This is a genomic window from Streptomyces sp. NPDC101110 (assembly GCF_044759525.1).
In the GTDB taxonomy this organism is placed as follows: Bacteria; Actinomycetota; Actinomycetes; order Streptomycetales; family Streptomycetaceae; genus Streptomyces.
The window spans coordinates 222,778-240,400 of record NZ_JBIVZM010000011.1; the positions used below are offsets into that span (position 1 = coordinate 222,778).

At 71.4% G+C, this 17,623-nt stretch carries 15 protein-coding genes; 6 read left to right on the plus strand and 9 right to left on the minus strand.

Going from position 1 to position 17,623, the window contains the following annotated elements; genetic code table 11:
• Positions 1 to 149: 149 nt before the first annotated feature.
• The 4 genes from ACIQU3_RS25605 to ACIQU3_RS25620 form a co-directional block, all read right to left on the minus strand.
• Positions 150 to 1,154, minus strand: coding sequence for a (-)-alpha-amorphene synthase (locus tag ACIQU3_RS25605; protein WP_403738476.1), 1,005 nt, complete (start codon positions 1,152 to 1,154; stop codon positions 150 to 152).
• Complete coding sequence (locus ACIQU3_RS25610) at positions 1,138 to 2,499, minus strand: cytochrome P450 (RefSeq protein ID WP_403927914.1); 1,362 nt, start codon at positions 2,497 to 2,499, stop codon at positions 1,138 to 1,140. Before ACIQU3_RS25610 ends, ACIQU3_RS25605 begins: the two co-directional genes overlap by 17 nt.
• Positions 2,500 to 3,032: 533 nt before the next feature.
• Complete coding sequence (locus ACIQU3_RS25615) at positions 3,033 to 5,072, minus strand: CocE/NonD family hydrolase (protein WP_403927915.1); 2,040 nt, start codon at positions 5,070 to 5,072, stop codon at positions 3,033 to 3,035.
• Between the two features lie 16 nt (positions 5,073 to 5,088).
• Positions 5,089 to 6,402: an acetyl-CoA carboxylase biotin carboxylase subunit family protein gene (locus ACIQU3_RS25620; RefSeq protein WP_403927917.1), complete on the minus strand. Its 1,314-nt coding sequence runs from the start codon at positions 6,400 to 6,402 to the stop codon at positions 5,089 to 5,091.
• A gap of 211 nt (positions 6,403 to 6,613) precedes the next feature.
• Between ACIQU3_RS25620 and ACIQU3_RS25625 the strand changes: the two genes are divergently transcribed.
• Entirely contained in the window at positions 6,614 to 7,519 is a 906-nt protein-coding gene (locus ACIQU3_RS25625; RefSeq protein WP_403738660.1) for an SDR family oxidoreductase, read from the plus strand.
• 6 nt (positions 7,520 to 7,525) lie between these two features.
• Here ACIQU3_RS25625 and ACIQU3_RS25630 read toward each other — a convergent pair whose 3' ends face one another.
• Positions 7,526 to 9,931 (minus strand): SpoIIE family protein phosphatase, encoded by a 2,406-nt coding sequence (locus ACIQU3_RS25630; RefSeq protein ID WP_403738490.1) that lies wholly within the window; start codon positions 9,929 to 9,931, stop codon positions 7,526 to 7,528.
• A gap of 251 nt (positions 9,932 to 10,182) precedes the next feature.
• A complete protein-coding gene (locus ACIQU3_RS25635; RefSeq protein WP_403738493.1) occupies positions 10,183 to 10,809 on the minus strand; it encodes a LysE family translocator in 627 nt (208 codons plus the stop codon).
• 111 nt (positions 10,810 to 10,920) lie between these two features.
• On the opposite strand from ACIQU3_RS25635, the gene ACIQU3_RS25640 reads away from it, so the two are divergent.
• From ACIQU3_RS25640 to ACIQU3_RS25655, 4 genes are all read left to right on the plus strand, one after another.
• Positions 10,921 to 11,373 (plus strand): Lrp/AsnC family transcriptional regulator, encoded by a 453-nt coding sequence (locus tag ACIQU3_RS25640; RefSeq protein WP_403738496.1) that lies wholly within the window; start codon positions 10,921 to 10,923, stop codon positions 11,371 to 11,373.
• Positions 11,374 to 11,641: 268 nt separating this feature from the next.
• A complete protein-coding gene (locus tag ACIQU3_RS25645) occupies positions 11,642 to 12,292 on the plus strand; it encodes a DUF5701 family protein (protein ID WP_403738663.1) in 651 nt (216 codons plus the stop codon).
• A gap of 293 nt (positions 12,293 to 12,585) precedes the next feature.
• Positions 12,586 to 13,344 (plus strand): DNA alkylation repair protein, encoded by a 759-nt coding sequence (locus ACIQU3_RS25650; RefSeq protein ID WP_403738499.1) that lies wholly within the window; start codon positions 12,586 to 12,588, stop codon positions 13,342 to 13,344.
• Between the two features lie 46 nt (positions 13,345 to 13,390).
• Positions 13,391 to 14,404 carry a BtrH N-terminal domain-containing protein gene (locus tag ACIQU3_RS25655; protein WP_403738503.1) on the plus strand — a complete coding sequence of 338 codons (1,014 nt, stop codon included), beginning with the start codon at positions 13,391 to 13,393 and terminating at the stop codon, positions 14,402 to 14,404.
• Between the two features lie 86 nt (positions 14,405 to 14,490).
• Here ACIQU3_RS25655 and ACIQU3_RS25660 read toward each other — a convergent pair whose 3' ends face one another.
• The 3 genes from ACIQU3_RS25660 to ACIQU3_RS25670 form a co-directional block, all read right to left on the minus strand.
• Positions 14,491 to 15,591, minus strand: a complete 1,101-nt coding sequence (locus ACIQU3_RS25660; protein WP_403738507.1) for an AI-2E family transporter — start codon at positions 15,589 to 15,591, stop codon at positions 14,491 to 14,493.
• Between the two features lie 126 nt (positions 15,592 to 15,717).
• Positions 15,718 to 16,512 carry a polysaccharide deacetylase family protein gene (locus tag ACIQU3_RS25665; RefSeq protein WP_403738510.1) on the minus strand — a complete coding sequence of 265 codons (795 nt, stop codon included), beginning with the start codon at positions 16,510 to 16,512 and terminating at the stop codon, positions 15,718 to 15,720.
• 195 nt (positions 16,513 to 16,707) lie between these two features.
• The gene (locus ACIQU3_RS25670; protein WP_366712509.1) at positions 16,708 to 16,923 is read right to left on the minus strand and encodes a hypothetical protein; all 216 of its coding nucleotides are present in this window, start codon (positions 16,921 to 16,923) and stop codon (positions 16,708 to 16,710) included.
• Positions 16,924 to 17,125: 202 nt separating this feature from the next.
• On the opposite strand from ACIQU3_RS25670, the gene ACIQU3_RS25675 reads away from it, so the two are divergent.
• A complete protein-coding gene (locus ACIQU3_RS25675) occupies positions 17,126 to 17,494 on the plus strand; it encodes a hypothetical protein (protein ID WP_403927920.1) in 369 nt (122 codons plus the stop codon).
• The last annotated feature ends 129 nt before the right edge of the window (positions 17,495 to 17,623 follow it).

Below are 17,623 nucleotides of genomic sequence, written 5' to 3' on the forward strand. Positions count from 1 at the left end.
AGCGTACGTCGCCCGACGGGCCCCGTTCCGCATTCCGGAACGAGCACGACGAAGAAGGGTGAACCACCTGCCGCAGCCGCGTGAGACGCGGGCCTGGCGGGTAGAGGGAGCCGAATGGGCACGTGCCGCGCACCCGGACGGCGGGCCCCTCACCGCAGCACCGGAGCCGCCGCGTCCGCGTAGCGCGGGACGGTGCGGGACCAGTAGTAGCAGCCGCGGATCCAGCCTGCCATGCCGTCCACGTAGCCGATGCCCGAGGGGCTCAACTCCGGTGCGATCTCGGCTCGGAGCCTCTCGAATTCGCGGATCGTGCGGTTGATCCGCTGGATGGCCAGGGTGACGGCCACTGGCAGAGGGCACTGGTGGGCCCGCTGGTAGGCGAGCGCCAGGTTGATCATTTCGCCGGCGCGCTGCTCCTTGACCGCGGAGAACAGGTCGGGGATCCACACCGCGGCGTCGGCCGACAGCCGGCTCAACTGCCGCATGAGTGGGTGGTGGAGCTCCTCGGGGGCCAGCTCGCACGGCTGCGCGGCCTCGCACAGCGGGTGGAACGGCTCGACGCCCGCGGTGAGGGACCGTATCGAGGTGCACAGCCCGGACCGCAGGGGTGAGGGGTGGGTCTGCGCCACCGACTCGTACAGCAGCCCGTGCACGTACTCGCGGCTCTTCCACGCCCAGCGTGCGGCCTGTGCGGGGGTGCACCGTACGCGGACCTGCTGGTAGAGGTCGCACAGCGCCGCTCCCAGCGGAGTGCCGGGGGGCGAGCCGTCCCGCAGGACGGCGATGCTCTCGCCCAGCATGGGCAGCAACTGGCCGGGCCGGTGCCGCCCGACCTCCTCGGCCCGGTCGTCGAAGACGAACTGGTAGGCGATCTGGCGGGCCACGAGCTGCAGGATGCCGGGATCGGCATCCGGGCTGTTGTAGGAGGCGAGTTCGGCCGGGCGGGTGTGGGAGATCATGGCCGCGACGCCCGGCTCGTCGCTCAGTCCGGTCGTGCGCAGCCATTCGTCGACACCGGCCGCGGCCGCCGGCTCGTGCGGACTGCGCCGGAACGGATAGGGCATGTAGAGGTGCGCGTCGATCAACTCCACCAGGGTGGACGGGGGAAGCGCGTCCTGCGTGACCACCGCCCCTTCCTCAGGCGTGGCCGACACCGTTGTCACCGTCCCTCCGGGTGTTCTCCGCTTTGGACGCCGCGGTCATGGCTCCGGGTGCGAGGGCGACGGCCTGCGGGGCGGTGCCGCGCGGTGCGTCCGCCCGTGACGTGCAGATCATGGTCAGGGATCTCGGCCCCAGAGTCGCCCCGGGGCGCGGTGGCGCGACGCGTCCGGCCGGGTGCCGTAGTCGCCAGCGGCCGGCGACGGTCGCCAGCGCCACCGTCATCTCGGCCATGGAGAACAGGTCGCCGATGCACTTGCGGCTGCCCGCCGCGAACGGGATCAGGGCCCCGCGCGGACCGGCGGCCTCGCCCTCCAGCCAGCGTTCGGGCCGGAACCGGTCGGGCTCGGGGAACGACGCGGGGTCGTGGTGCAGGAGGTAGGGGCTGTACAGGACCGTGGTGCCCTGCGCCAGCCGGTGACCGGCGAACTCCGTCTCCCGGGTGGTGACTCGAGTGAAGAGCCAGCCGGGCGGGGAGTGGCGCAGCGTCTCGGTGAGGACGGACCGGGTGTAGACCAGCCGCGGCAGGTCGTCGACGTCCGGTAACCGGCCGGCGAGGACGGTGTCGACCTCGGCGTGCAGCCGCCGTTCCGCCTCCGGGTGCTGGGCAAGGAGGCTGAAGGCGGAGGCCAGACACATGGAAGGACTCTCGGAACCGGTGAGCAGCAGGGAGACCAACTGGTCGTGGACCTCGGCGTCGGTGACCGGGGCGTCGCCGTCGCCGGTCTCGGCGGCGGCGAGCAGGAGCCCCAGCAGATCGTCGCGGGGCGTGCCCCGGCGGCGCTCGTCGACGGCCGTGTCGATGAGTTCACGCACCCGCTCCACCGCGCGCCGGTAACGGCGGTTGGCGGGTGTGGGCAGCCGGAACAGGACGTCGACCGGCACGACCGTGCGGACGAACAGGCCGCGGACGATGGCGGCGAGGCAGTGCCGCACCTCGTCGGCCGCGTCCGGACCGAGCGAGTCGGACAGCAGCAACCTGCTGATCAGCCGGGTGGTCAGACTCAGGGTGGCGGCACTGACATCGACCCGCTGTCCGGTGCGCCAGTCCCGGCACAGCGCCGCGGCCTCCTCGGCCATCGGCTCCGTCTGCGCGGCGACGCCGGCGGGGCGGAACGTGGGTTGCAGCAACCGGCGCTGACGCCGGTGCTCCGCGTGCGGGCAGGTGACCACGCCGTCGCCCATCAGTACCCGAAGCCTCTCGTACTGGGGGCCGCCCTTGTCGAACGTGCGGGTGTCCACGAGCATCCGGTGGACGAGTTGTGGGTGGCACACCATCCACGCCCGCTGGGGTCCCAGGCGTATCTCCACCAGATCGCCCTGCGCGGGAAGGGAATTCAAAAACTGCAGCGGCCGACGGAACAAGGCGATACCGTGGCCGAGGGATGGGAATATGCCTGGAGCAGTACCGACCGTCCATGCCTGTTCCGATTCGGGAACGCAGCCGTTCATCGCATACCACCTGCTTCAGTCGACCTGGGAATACGGTGAGTTTCACCGATGCGTGGCTTGCCCCATGTCCTGCCCAGTGCACACGGGCCGTCGACTTGGCGAACCCTTTCTCCAGGGGGGCGCACGGGTGCACGGGGAAGCGCTGGGTGAATCACTTCCGAAGCGCGCCATGCGAAAAGCCGTCCACTTCCGCCACTCCCATGTCTCCGGTGACTCGGCCGCCTTTTTCGCATATACCGGAATGCGCGGAGTATGCAGAATAACCGGAATACGCGGAATGAATGATATGCGTGGAATATGTGAATTCAGTCGGAAATGCGGTTCAGGAGGTCCCGCCGGTCTCCACGAGCCGGGCTCCAGGGGTGGCCGCCGCCGCGCGCGGCCGGGAAGCGCTGCCGCACCTCCCGGCCGGCGAACGCGGGCTACAGCAGGTCGCGAGGGACCTTCTCGTTCCAGGTGCGGGAGAAGACCCGGCGGTCGGACTCGTACGCGTCGAGGGTCGCGTCGACGAAGAATTCCGACTCGTCGCAGGTGAGCCGGGTATGGGTGACCACCCGCACGTCCCAGTCGTCCCGCCGGAACCGCATGGTCCAGGTGGTCTCGCCGCCGACCGACGTGAAGTCGTCGGCGACCGCCGTGTAGCGCTCATGGGCGCGCCGGCCGGACTCCAGGCCGATGTCCTCGAAGCGGACCGTGCCCCGGTCCTTCACGATGTCCAGCTCGGAGTGGTAGTCGATCAGATCCCGCTTCACGTCCCAGCGTTCCTCCGGGGGCGTCACCTGGGTCATGGCGAGCGGTGCAGTGCCCTCGGGCTCACCGAAGGGCGAGGACGACGCCTCGTCGGGCTCGTCCACCGGCCGCACCGGCAGGGTGAGCGTGCTGGAGTGTTCGTGGACGCTGAGCAGGGCCGGTTTCGGCGCGGGCCAGGCGAGCGGCCAGTAGGAAGTCGACAGGGACAGCCGGATGCGGTGACCGGGCGGGAACGCCTGCGCCACCCCGTTGAGCGGGATGGTCGCCCGGTAGCGCCGACCCGGCTCCAACGGCTCGGGCGACTCCGTGCTGTCACGGCGGGTCAGATTGAGGATGCCGTACGAGACACGTGTCGCCGCGCCGTCGGGGCTCACGTCGGACAGCCGCGCGGCCACCAGGGCGACCGGCTCGCTGACCGACAGGTCGAGCTCCACGCTCGGCGAGCCGAGAATCTCCACCTGCTCGGTCAGCGGCTCGGTGTCGAAGACGAGGGAACCGCCGTCCTCCTCGCGCTGGTCGTAGGGCAGGTCCGGCGGCGCGTTGTAGGAGGCCCACTTGCCCGCGAACTGGCCGACGGACAGCGGTGAGCGCACGGTCATCGCGGCACCGGCCTCCGGCACCGTCGCCGTGTCGTCCCGCGCGGGTCCGATCGTGTGCCGGCCGAGCGGGTGCGTGACGGGCCGGATGTGCGGGGACGGCCAGTCCGGCTCGCCCACCCAGCGGCCCGGCCGCTCCTCGTAGGAGGTGGACGGCGGCACGCTGTCCTGCATCCACGCCAGCAGCATGGGGCCGTCCATCACGCCGTTGTCGACGCCCTTGAGCCAGTGGTCCCACCAGCGCACGAGTTCCTGGAGATAGCCGATCGCGGGCCCGGGCTCCCCGAGGTGCGGGAACTTGTGCGACCAGGGTCCGATCAGTCCCTTGCGGGGCACGTCCAGGTTCCCCAGCAGCCGGGTCACGGCGTTGGAGTAGCCGTCGGCCCAGCCGCTGGAGGCCAGGACCGGACACTGCACGCTCGTGTAGTCCTCGCACACCGAGGCGTGCCGCCAGTAGTCGTCGCGGCGCTGGTGGCGCAGCCACTCCAGCACCCACGGCTCGGTGTTCTCCAGCCGCTCGTGCCACATCTCGCGCCAGCGCTCGCCCACCACGGCCGGGTCGGGCGGGCAGGTGCCGTAGGCGAACATGGTGCCCGCCTCGGCCAGGTTGTCCGACAGCAGGGCGCCGCCCATGTAGTGCATGTCGTCGGCGTGCCGGTCGTCGGTGAAGGAAGCGATGGCGATGGCCTTCAGGGAAGGCGGCCTGCGGGCTGCCACCTGCAGTGCCGCGAACGCGCCCCAGGAGATGCCCATCATGCCCGTGCCGCCGTCGCACCAGGGCTGCTCCGCCAGCCAGGCCAGGACCTCCTCGGCGTCCGCCTGCTCCCGCTCCAGGTACTCGTCGCGCAGCACGCCCTCCGAGTCGCCGGTGCCGCGCAGGTCCACGCGGACACAGGCGTAACCGTGCCCGGCCAGATAGGGGTGGTGGATCGAGTCCCGTACCGCCGTCAGGTCGCGCTTGCGGTACGGGATGTACTCCAGCACAGCCGGCACCGGCTCCTGGTCGGAGGAGGTCGGTCGCCAGATGTGTGCGGAGAGCCGGACCCCGTCGGACATCGGGATCGTGACGTGCTCTTCTTCCTTCGTCTCGTACGGCAGGTTGGTCACGTAACGCATGGAAGTGACGTGCTCCTCACTTTCGCGTGGCGTCGGCCTCGGCCGGAGCGTCCTCGAAGGCCAGGCCCAGGGCGGCCACGCAGTGGTCGAACTTCTCGCGCAGCTCCGCCTCGTCGGCCCCGCCGGTGTAGATGTGCGCCAGCTCGTAGCTGTAGCTGTCCTGCCCGGGGAGGTCCGAGAGCCTGTCGCCCTCCGCGGGGACGACCTCGATGCGCACACCCGGGGTCTCCCGCTCGATGCGGGCGATCTCATCGGGGCCCGGCACCCGGCGCACCACACCGTCGGTGAACCAGCGGTGGTACCACTTCGCGGCCATCGCGTACTCGCCCTCGCGGTGCGGCATGCGCGGGTCCTCGCCGAGGGCGAGGCGGACCATGCAGTGATGGTTGGGCACACCGTCGACGTACTGGAACAGCTCCGCGTGCGACTGGGAGTGCCGGGGGTTGATCTCCAGCAGGTTGATCTCCCGGGTCCGCGGGTCGTAGAAGTACTCGATGCTGAAGGTGGCCGAGTCCATCCCGATCTGCCGCATCACCCGCTCGCTGACGTCGTGCAGTTGCGCGATGGCCGGGGCAGGCAGCATCGAGGGGTACTGGTGGCGCAGGAAGCAGGGGGAGTCCGGGTACTGGATGGAGTCCAGGACCCCGTAGACGGTCACCTCGCCCTGATGGACGTAGCCCTCGACGGCGACCTGGACGCCGGACATCGCCTCCTCCGCGAGGCAGACCCGGCCGCCCACGCCGTTCATCTCCGGTGGCAGGTCGATGCGTTCGAGGATGTGCTCGAAGGGGCGGCCGATGCGGGATATCCCGTCGCGGATCTCGGAGACCGCCTTGCGGAACTCCTCCTGGTCATCGACTCCGAAGGCGAGTTCGGAGGAGTACGAGAGGGCGGGTTTGAGCCACATCGGGTAGCTCACGCCCTCCGGCGGGTGCGGCGGCTCGGCCGACAGGTCGACCTGTCCGAACCGCGGGTGCCGGTCGGTGGCCTTCCGCTGCTCCAGCCGGCTCCAGTACTTGTGCTCGCACTTGACCACCGACTCCAGGCCGGTGCTGCGGGTGCCGTAGCGTTCACTCAGCATCGGGACGAGAGTGCTGACCGGGAAGTCCCAGTAGCCGACGATCGCGTCGATGCTGCCGTCGAACGTGTCGAGCACGCCCTGGGCCTTGTCGAGCAGCGCGGGCAGGTCCACTTCGCCGACCTGCAGCTCCTCGATCGTCAGCAGCTGGTGAAAACGCAGCTGGTCGGCTCCCGGGACCTGCTGGAGCGTGGGCAGGTTGGCCTCGTCGAGCCCGATCACGAAGACGTTCTTCACCGTCTCGTCAGACACGGCTCTCCTTCCGACGGTGTACGGCCCGAAGGCCGGCTTGCAAGATCGTCGGAGTACCCGTCGGGCCCGCCGGCATTCCGCTCCGGGCACCGCGCCGCGTTCCGGGCGAGAAGGGACATGCCTGCCGCCGAGGTGGGAACGCGGGGCGGGCAAGGACGGCGTGGCCGGTCAACCGGGCGACGCCGTGGACGACACCGGCAAAGGGGAAGATGTGCAGCCCGAGCAGGAACAGTCCGCACCCCAGGTCGTGTCCGAGCCGGACCCGCCCTACGACTCCGACAAACAGCGGCGGCCCGGCCTGGAGGCCGACATGCGCACCGAGCCGCGCTACCGGGCGAGCCGATACCGGGCCGGCGGGAAGCTGGAGGGGAAGACCGCGCTGATCACCGGCGGCGACTCCGGCATCGGCAGGGCCGTCGCGCTGCTGTACGCGCGCGAGGGCGCCGACGTCGCCGTCGTGCACCTGCCCGAGGAGCAGGTGGATGCCGAGCGCGTGCGCCGCGAGGTGGAGGAACAGGGCAGGCGCTGTCTGCTGCTGCCCGGCGACCTCACCGATCCGGAGTTCTGCCGCGCCGCGGTTGAGCGGACGGCGACGGAACTCGGGGGCCTGAACATCCTGGTGAGCAACGCCGCCTACCTCAACAGCAAGCTGGAACTGGAGCAGTTGACCGCGGAGGACTTCGACCTGACGTTCAAGACGAACGTCTACGCGTACTTCCACCTGCTCATGGCGGCCCTGCCGCATCTGGGGGCCGGGGACGCGGTCATCGCCACCGCGACCGAGGAGGCCCTCAAAGGCAGCACCACGATGATCGACTACGCGGCGTCCAAGGCCGCGCTGATCACGCTGACCAAGTCCGTCGCCCCGCACCTGGCCAAGCGCGGGGTGCGCGCCAATGTGGTCGCGCCCGGCCCGACCTGGACGCCCCTCAACGAGGCCGACCCGCACATGCCGCCGGACGGGCTCGCCCACATCGGCAGCGAGGCGCCGCTGGGTCGCGCGGCCCAGCCCGAGGAGATCGCACCGACGTACGTCTACCTCGCCTCCGACGCCGACTCCAGCTACACCGTCGGCGAGGTCATCGCGGTGACCGGCGGCATCGTCGACACGCGGTAGTCCGTCTCACACCCCGGCGGGCAGGGGCTGTTCCGCCCAGATGGTCTTGCCCGTGGCCGTCTGGCGGCTGCCCCACCGCTCGGCGAGCTGGGCGACGAGCAGCAGCCCCCGCCCTCCCTCGTCGAAGACCCGGGCACGCCGCAGATGCGGTGCGGTGCTGCTGCCGTCGGACACCTCGCAGATGAGGGTCGCGTCGCGGATCAGCCGCAACTCGATGGGCGCGCCGCCGTACCGCAGCGCGTTGGTGACCAGCTCACTGACGATCAGTTCGGTGGCGAACTCCGCTTCCGTCAGCCCCCATTCGGCCAGTTGCTCGCCGGCCATCTTGCGGGCCCGGGCCACGGCCGCGGGGTCCGGCGGCAGCTGCCAGGTGCGGACCTTCGCGGCGTCGAGCACGGCCGTCCGCGCCAGCATCAGCACGACGTCGTCGTCGGCGGGCCGGCCGGTCAGCAGCGTGCGCAGCACCTGCTCGCAGGTTTCCTCCAGCGCGTCCGCGGGGGTGCTCAGGGCCTGGCGCAGCAGGGTGATCCCGACTTCGACGTCGTGGCCGGGAGCCTCGATCAGACCGTCGGTATAGAGGGCGAGCAGGCTGTTCTCCTCCAGCCGGACCTCGGAGGCCTCGAACGGCAGTCCCCCCAGACCCAGCGGCGGCCCGGCCGGCAGGTCCAGGAACCGTACGCCGCCGTCGGGCGTGACCAGCGCGGGCGGCGGATGCCCGGCGCGGGCCATGGTGCAGCGCCGGGACACCGGGTCGTACACGGCGTACAGGCAGGTGGCGCCGACCTGCCCCGATGTCTCCTCCGCCCCGCGCACCTCCGGTCCCTCCTCCCGGTCGAGCCGGATGACGAGGTCGTCGAGCTGGGTGAGCAGTTCGTCGGGGGCGAGGTCGACGTCCGCGAGCGTCCGTACGGCGGTTCGCAGACGGCCCATCGTCGCCGACGCGTGGATGCCGTGGCCCACCACGTCGCCCACGACCAGCGCCACCCGGGTGCCGGACAGCGGGATCACGTCGAACCAGTCGCCCCCGATGTCCGCACCGGCCCCGGTCGGCAGGTAGCGGTAGGCGATGTCCATCGCCGCCAGCTCCGGCAGCCGTTCGGGCAGCAGGCTGCGTTGCAGTGCCAGGGCCGTGCGGCGTTCCCGGGTGAAGCGGCGGGCGTTGTCCACGCTCACCGCGGCCCGGGCGACGATGTCCTCCGCGAGCAGCAGGTCGTCCTCGCTGAACGAGTCCGGGGTGCGGTGGCGCAGGAAGTGCACCAGGCCCAGGGTGACGCCCCGGGCGCGCAGCGGCACCATCATCACCGAGTGGATCATGTGCGTGGTCACGGTCTCGGCGCGGGCCGGGGATGCCTTGAGCCACTCCATGAGTTCGGGGTCCCCCGGCCGGTGCCGGGCGCCCCGCGCGGCGGTCAGGGTCCGCAGCGGAAGCGTCCCCACCGGGTAGTGGACCGTGCCGCCCACGCCCACCACCGACTCGGGGCTGCCCTCCAGCACCGACCGTTGTGCGGCGCGCCGCAGGGTGACCGGCGTGTCCGGCGGCAGCGGCCCCGGCTCGTCGCCCCGGGCCACGGATTCCAGCAGATCCACCGTGACGAAGTCCGCGAACCCCGCGGTGACGGCCACCTCCGCCATCTCCTCGGCCGTCCGGTTCACGTCCAGGGTGCTCCCGATCCGCAGGCTGGCCTCGTTGATCACCGCCAGCCGGCGTCGGGCCCAGGACTGTTCCGTCGTGTCGAACACGGTCGCCGACATGCCCTGGACCGTGCCCGTCCCGTCCTTCAGGGGCGAGAGGAACATGGACCAGGCGTGCGGCCGGACCTCGCCCGGGGCCTTGCCGTACTGTTCGTGGAAGATCATCTCGCCGGTTCGCAGCACTTCACGCTGGAGGTGGTCGTAGGTGTCGAAGGGCGGGTTCGGTTCCATCTCCCACAGGGTCAGGCCCTTCATCTCCTCCTCGGAGCGGCCCATCAACTCGCTCATGATGTCGTTGGCGCCCACCAGCCGGGCGTCCCGGTCGTAGACCGCGACCGGTACGGGGAGCTGGCCGAGCGTGAGGTCCCACAGGGGCACGCGCCCGCGCTCGGCCCGCCCGGGCGGGTACGCCGGTGCGGTGCCGGTCACGAGCCAGAGCCGGCGGCCCTCCGCGTCCAGCAGCGGCGTTCCCTGCAGCCGGACCACGATCCGGTTGCCGACCCGGTGCCGCAGCGCGACCTCACCGGCCCACCGCCGGCCCTCCTGCATGTTCCGCAGTGTCGACTCCGGGAGTCGGGCGGCGAGCAGGTCGGCGACGGCCGTGCCCGCGAGTTCGGCGGGTTCGTAGCCGAGCAGGCGGCGCGCCCCGTCGCTCCACACCATGATCGCCCCGCCGGCGTCGACGACGACCGCCAAGTCCTCCGGTACGCGTCCCTGCACGGTGCCTCCGGATGTGCCGCCCCGTCTGCTCTCCATTCCCTGCACCCGATTGTCCCGCTACCGGCCCGCCGAGGCTCGTCTGCCGACAGGCGCCGCGCTGACCAGCGGGAACGCTCGGTGGCCGGGCGGATCGCGGGCCGGCGCGAGCGGTGCGCAGGCCCTGCGAGGGCCGGGTGGTAGTCGAGGGCCGACGTACTTGATCCCGCGCCGGGCTCATCGTCCCCGGGTCTTCGGGTGAGGTACCGGCTCCGTCAGCCGGCCAGGCGCTCCACCAGCAGGAAGCCGCCGATGACGATCATCATCGCCCCGGAGACGCGGGTCACCGCCCGGGCCGCGGAGGGCCTGGTCCGCAGCATCGTGCGGGCCAGGACTCCGACGGTGAGGTACACGACGGCGCAGGCGATCATGTGCAGCGAGCCGAGCAGGCCGGTCTGGCCGGCGACCGGCCAGGCGCCGGCGGGGTCGATGAACTGCGGGAACAGGGAGAAGTAGAGGAGCAGTGCCTTGGGGTTCAGCCCGCTGGTCCCGATGCCCCGGAGCATGACCCGCAGACGGGAGGCGCCCTCGAAGCCCGCCTCCTCCCCGGCGGCCGTCAAGGCGGCCGGCTGCCGGAGCACACCCCAGCCGAGCCACACCAGGTATCCGGCCCCGGCCACGGTCAGCGCGGTGAGCAGTGTCGCCGAACTCGCCACGATCACCACCAGCCCCGCCACGGCGAGCAGGGTGTAGCCCGCGTATCCCGCGACCAGCCCGGCGACCGCCGGCACGACCGAGCGGTCCCGCAGGCCGGACGTGATCGCGTAGGCCCAGTCCGCGCCGGGGGTGAATATCAGCAGCAGATCCACTGCCAGGAAGGCCGCCAGCGTGGTCGTGTCCATCGATCGTTCCCTCTCACATGCCTTGGTATGAGAGGAAGGTTAGGCCGGATCCTGTCGAAGGTGTTCCCTTCTTTACTCATTGATCGCGCGTTCTGAGGCAGAATCTTCTCCATGGATGCCCTGGACCACAAAATTCTTACCGAGCTGCAGCTGGACGGCCGTCTCACGGTCACCGAGCTGGCCGCGCGCGTGAAGCTGAGCGTCTCGCCCTGTCACCGCAGGCTGCGCGACCTCGAACGCGGAGGTGCGATCCGCGGCTACCGCGCGGTGGTGGACCCGGCCGCCGTGGGCCTGAACTTCGAGGCCCTCGTCTTCGTCACCATGCGCCTGGAGGACGCCGACACGGTCTCCGCGTTCGAAGAGGCCGTGGCCGCCGTCCCGCACGTGCTCCAGGCCCAGCGGCTGTTCGGCGACCCCGACTACCTCCTGCGCGTCGCCGCCACCGACCTGACCGCCTTCCAGCAGCTCTACGACCAGCAGCTCGCCCGGCTCCCCGGCGTCCAGCGCCTCAACTCCACCCTCGTCATGAAGCACGTGGTCGACGACCGCCCGCTGCCCGGCTGAGAGGCCCTCCGCGGGCGACGCCGTCGCGCCGGGTGCGCACGGGCACCCGACCGGTGCACGACCCGAGCGTGCGCCCCCGGGCAAACACCCGTGCGCTCCAGGGCAATCGACCCGCTCGCGCCGGTCCTAGGGTGGTGCCGTCCCCCTTGCACCAGCCGCCCGGAAACGAGGAAGCAGCACATGCCGCGGCCGAGTCCGGCTCCATCCATCCGCGCCCGCGGCCGAGTTCGCCCGTACCAGCGACCCGAGGAGTACCGTGCCCGACACCATGCCCGACCCGTCCACCGCACTCCCCGCACTCCCGCCCCTGAGCGCGCAGGCCGAGCGGCTGATCGAGCTGGGGGTGCATGAGATCGACGAGCTGTCCGCCGAGGAGATCCGCACGTTCGCCGCGGAGGCCGGCGCCGTCGGCGACGGTGCCCTGCTGGCCGTACATCCGGGCCGTGCCCCCGCCTCCGCCCTCGCGCCGCTGCTCCGCCGGGACGGCAAGCCGGGTTTCGTCGTCGTCGACATGCCCGACGTCGACCAGTTCGCCCCGAGCGCGGTCGACCTGCCCGACGCGCCGCTCTATCTCGTCACCGGGATCGACCGCGGGGACCACATGGCCAACTGGTCCCCGGACGAAGCCCTGCCCGCCCTCACCAAGGAGGACCGCACGCCTCTGGTGCTCACCGAGGGCATCCACTGGGTGCTCCAGCAGCCCGAGGCCCTGGAGCGCAACCGCTGCTTCATGACCATCGGCTCCCGGCTGCGCAAGCCCGACGGCACCCTGGACGCCCGCACCCCGGCCCTCTGGATCAGCAACGGCACCGGCAGGGACGGCCGCGAGCGCCGCAACGCCCCCAAGGTCGGCTGGTGCTGGTGGAACAACCGCCACACCTGGCTGGGCTTCGCCTCCGCGACGGGCCGCCGAGGCTGAGGCGTCCTGCACGAACCGGGTGAGCGGTGCCGGCCGGCCCGCGGACAGTGCGGCGAGACCCGCACGCGCTTCGTCCCGCACGTCCGCGGGTACGCGCGCGTCCGGCGCGAGCACGGCACGGTCCGCGGACCGAGGGCCCGCCGGCTGCCGGCGGCCGTGCCGAGGCACCGGCCGGTACTTGAACCCGGGGCGGATCTGGGCGAATCTGACCGCTGTCGGACGAGGCGCCGAGACCGATCGTGATCACGTCGGTCTCCGCCGTTCCGGGATCGAGGTGGGGAGGGGCCGGGGCCATGGACGTGCCAGCCGCGGCCGGGGACCTCATGGCGTACCTGGCGGCACGGGCCGACGCGGATGTCGCCGCCGCGACGCAGCGGTACTTCCCCCGGGGCATTCGGGCCCTGGGTGTCAGCAATGCCTCCGTCGTCGAGCTCGCGAACGGCTACTTCCGTGCCCGGCCGGACATCCCCCCGGCGACCCGCCTGGCCCTGACGGAAGAGGTGCTGTCCCGTGCCTCGCACCACGAAGAGGTCCTGCTGGGTTTCGCGCTCCTGCACAAGGTCGCGAGGACCGGACTGGGTGACGAACTCCTCGACCGCTGCGAGCACTGGCTCGAAACGTATGTGTCCAACTGGGCGCAGTGCGACGACCTCTGCCTGAAGCTGCTGTACCCGTTCTTCCTCGGCCACCTCGACCGGATCCCGCGGACGCAGCGCTGGGTCGCGTCCCGGTCGCCCTGGGCGAGACGCGCGGCGAACGTGGCCGTCGTGAAGTTCGTCCGGCGCACCGTGGGGCGCACGGTGTTCGAACTGCCCCTGTCCCACGTCTTCGACAACTGCACCCGCCTCATGGACGATCAGGACGTGTACGTGCAGAAGGGCTGCGGGTGGCTGCTCAAGGTCACCGCCGAGGCCCATCAGGACGAAGTGGCCGCGTTCCTGCGCACATGGCACGGCCGAATGGCCCGCACCACCTTCCGGTACGCCGTCGAGAAGATGGACCCGCAGACGCGGACGTCCCTGATGGCGCTGGGCAGGGAGCGCTCCGGATGACATCCAAAGAGCCTTAGATGAGCGATATGTGATGGACCGTCACCGGATGTACCGTCAACCAAAGGAGAAGCAGCTCGTGTTACTCGTCGACGGGCAACCGTATGTCGGTCACCACTGCGAATCGACCTCCCTGGTCAACCTCCTCGGGCAACGCGGTGTCGACCTGTCCGAGCCGCTCGTCTTCGGCCTCGGCAGCGGCTTGTCCTTCACCTACTGGCGCACCAAGCGGATGCCGGCACCGTTCCTCGGCGGCCGTATCAGGCCGGACCGGCTGACCGCCCAGGTCGCCGAGGTGCTCGGCCTGCGCCTGACGGTCAGGGAGACCTCCTCCGGGAAGCGGGCCCGCGAACAACTGCTCCACGACCTCGACTCGGGGACCGTGGTCGGTCTCAAGCTCGACCGCTACGAGCTGGACTACTCCACGGACGACTACCGGTTCGCCGCCCACTACGTCGCGTGCGTCGGCTACGACGGCGACAGATTCGCCCTCGTCGAGACCAGGCCGCTGGGGCTGCGGTGGGCCTCCGGTGAGTCCCTGGCACGGGCCCGCAGCGCCCGGGGCCCGATGAGCTCACGCAACCTCTCCTTCACCATCGCCCCTCCGGACGGCCCGCTGCCCGACCTGGGCGAGGCCGCCCGCCGAGCCGTCAGGACGACGGCGGAGAGCTTCCTGAACCCTCCGATCGCCAACCTGGGCTTCAAAGGCATGCACAAGGCCGCCGATCTGATGCCCGGCTGGATCGACGACCTCGCATCGCCACGGGAGGCGCTCGTCGAGATGGCCACCCTCATGGAGGAGGGCGGAACCGGGGGCGGCCTCTTCCGCACCATGTGGGCGGACTTCCTCGCCGAGACCGCCGAACTCACGGGTGCGGCGGAGTTCCGCGACCTGTCGGACGCCTACCGCCTGGTGTCGGGGAACTGGACCAGAGTGGCGGAGCTCCTCCACGAGGCGGGAACCGCCGGGGACCGGGCTCCCCTCGAGCACGCGTCGAAGCTGGTGCACGAACTCGCGCAGGAGGAGCAACGCCTGATGCGGCAGCTGTCGGACGCCGCCTGAGCCCCGGGCGCCCTCCAGCGGGTTCTCGCCGAGGAACGCGGCGAGATGGGCGAACGGGGGAGCCGGCACGGGCGCCCCCGGGGCCCTCAGGCGGTTTCGCCCGCAGGGCTCCGCAGCGCCTGGTACACGGACCACACCACGGCCACCAGGGGTACGGCCACGACCGCACCGATCACCCCCGCCGCGACCGCACCGCCGACCACCGCCAGGGCGACCACCACCGGGTGGAGCCGAACGGCCCAGCTCATCACCACGGGGTGCAGCACGTGCCCCTCGATCTGGCCGATGACCACGATCAGAGCGACGACCACCAGCGCGATGAGCGGCCCCTTCGACGCCAGGGCGACGACCGCCGCGATCGCCAGTGCGATGGGCGATCCGATCAGGGGGATGAAGGCGGCCATGAATTCCAGCAGGGCCAACGGCACGGCGAGTGGCACACCGAGGGCGAACAGCGCGATGCCCACGAGGACGGCGTTGGTCGCAGCCACCAGCAGAATGCCGTGCGTGTACCCGGTGAAGGTCCGCCAGGCGGCCCCCGCTCCGACCGTGAACCGCTGCCGGGCCCGGAGGGGAAGCTGGTCGCACACCCACTGCCACTGCTTCTCACCGGAGTGCGTGAAGAAGACCGCACAGAACAGGGCCAGTGCCAGCACGGTCAGCACCTCCACCAGCCGGGTCGCGCCGCTCAGCGCCGTACTGATCAGGGCGGAACGGTGGTCCGACAGGAGCTTGCCGATGCGGGACTGGAGGTCGTCGAACGCGTTTGCGGGAAGATGGAAGGGCGGCTCCTCCAGACGCCGTTCGATCCGGTCGATCCCCGCCACGAACTCCTTCTCCAGCCCGGTCCGCTGGTCCGCCACGGTCTCACCCACCAGGGCGAGCGCCCCGAGGACGAGGACGATGCCGCCGATGAGGGCAGTGGCCACCGCGAGCGGCCGGGGCATGACCCGGGCCAGCCGCCCCGCCACGGGCCGGAGCACCGCCGTGATGACGAGACCGAGGAAGACGGCGACGGCGATCCGGTGGAACTGCCCGAGCACGGAGAACGCGACCCGGACGACGATGCCGACGGCGATGAGCCGCCACGCGTACGCGGCCGCGGTGCGCAGCACGCCCGGTACGCGGGACTCGGCGTCGTCCGGGCGCGGCAGCGCCGAGGCGGAGGGATCGGAGGGCGTCGACATCTCATGCCCGTACCACCCACCGGCCGCCGAAGCGCGGAGCAGGCGCGCAATTCCCCCGAAGGCCGGTACCGGCCCGGCCGGTCCCCGGGAGCGCGGTGCCGCGGGGCCGTCGTGCCCGGGTCCGTCCTACTCCGCCCGTGCCTGGCGCTCGGGGAAGCCGAAGGAGTAGCCCTGTTCCTTCAGCCACGGCAGAACCTCGCGCAGGGCGGCCACGGTCTGCGAGCGGTCGCCTCCCGCGTCGTGGAAGAGGAGGGTCGGGCCGTTGGCGATCTCGTCCTTCACGGTGGCGACGATGGCGTTCGCGCCGGGGCGCTCGAAGTCCTTGGAGTCGATGTTCCAGCCGAGGGGGCGCATGCCGTGCGACGCGGCGAGACGACGGCTGTAGGGCGTGAAGGCACCTCCGGGCGCCCGGTAGTACTGCGGGCGGACACCTCCGGACGCCTCGGTGATCATGCGCTCGGCGTCCAGAATCTGCCGCGACTGGTACGACGTGGGCTTGCGGTCCATGGTGACGTCGTGCGCGACGGTGTGGTCGCAAAGCCGGTGCCCGGCCGCCACGACCGCCTTGACCAGGTCCGGGTGGGCCTTGGCCTGCCCGCCCACCATGCAGAACGTGGCCTTCACGCCGTTGTCCCGCAGCACCCGCAGCACCTCGGGCGTCCACACGGGGTCCGGCCCGTCGTCGATGGTGATGTTGACGCCGCGGGCACCCGCGTCCGAGGCGTGCGCGATGTCCGCCGACACAGGCGTCGCCTTGCGGCCCTGCGACGCGGCGGGCGGTGCGGCGACGCCCTGGGCGGGTCGCCCTTCGGTGGAACCGAGTTGCGCGTTCCAGAACGAGGTCAGGCCCGCCACCGCGGTCACCCCGAGCGCCGCCGCCGCCACTTTGGCGTACCATCCCCGTCCGCCGCTTCGCACCATGTCTTCCGTTCCTTCGCCGTCGCCGTGGAGCCCGTGCATACGGCAAGAGGGCGGAAGGCGTCCGCTGGATCCGTCTGTTACGGATCACGGACAAAGCCGTTTCGGCGAGGACACGGACACCGACACGTTCCGGCGGCGACGCGTACGGGGCGCATCGTCCGCATTCGCTTCGGGGACGCTCCGGACCGGTTCGTTCTAGTCGTCGCCGCGTGCCAGGACGCGGCGTGCGGCCTCGGCCTCGGCCGCGGGCGGGGACAGCTCGTCGAGGGTGTCGAGTTCGTCGTCCGCCTCCAGTTCCCGTTCCCAGGCCGCCGCGAGGCGTTCCTGCTCCTCGCGGGGCCTGGCACCGACCGCTTCACGGTGCTCCGGGTCCAGCGCTGCCAGGAATCGTCCGAGCGGGTCCGTGGGCATACGAGGCTCCTCGTCGTGGGGGGAAGGGGCGTGACCTGCCCCAGCATGGCCGAACCCTTGCGCCCCGGCCGCCCGACACAGCCGGGGGGACACCGCGTTGGCCCCTTCACCCGCTCGCTGCCTGCCACGACGTCCCGCTCCGGGCAGCTCAGGGGCCGAAGTCACGCGACGGCCGGTCACCCTTGTTGATCAGTGGTGACGGGTGGCAGGGTGGACGCCGCCTGCCGACGCACAGCCTCCAGGAGCCCCGCCATGGCCAGCAGCTTCCGTCAACCCGGCCTGGACGCTGGGCGGCGGTACGGGGCTGTACCCGCGCTGGCTGACGGACCTGGCCACCGCCGGCTTCACCGGCATCGAGACCTTCTCGTTCGACCTGACCGTGCCGTACCCGCTCGAGGCGTGGCGGGGCCGGATCCGGGCCAGCGCCGGGGTCGGCGCCGCTCTGCCGCCGGACGAGGTGGCACGCTTCGACGACGCCCTCGGCCGCGTGCTGCGCGAGCGTTTCCCCGGCGAGGTGCTCCAAGTCCCGCATCGCACCTGGGCCGTTGTGGCCACCAGGGGCGACGTCTGAGCACGCTGGGCAGCCCCGCGGGACGCCGTCATGGGGTCGATGCCGCCGGCCGCCGCTGACAACGCCCTCGTCCCGCCGCGCCCGACGAAAGACATCCTCGCTCGCGTTCGACCAGTCGGACATTGTTCG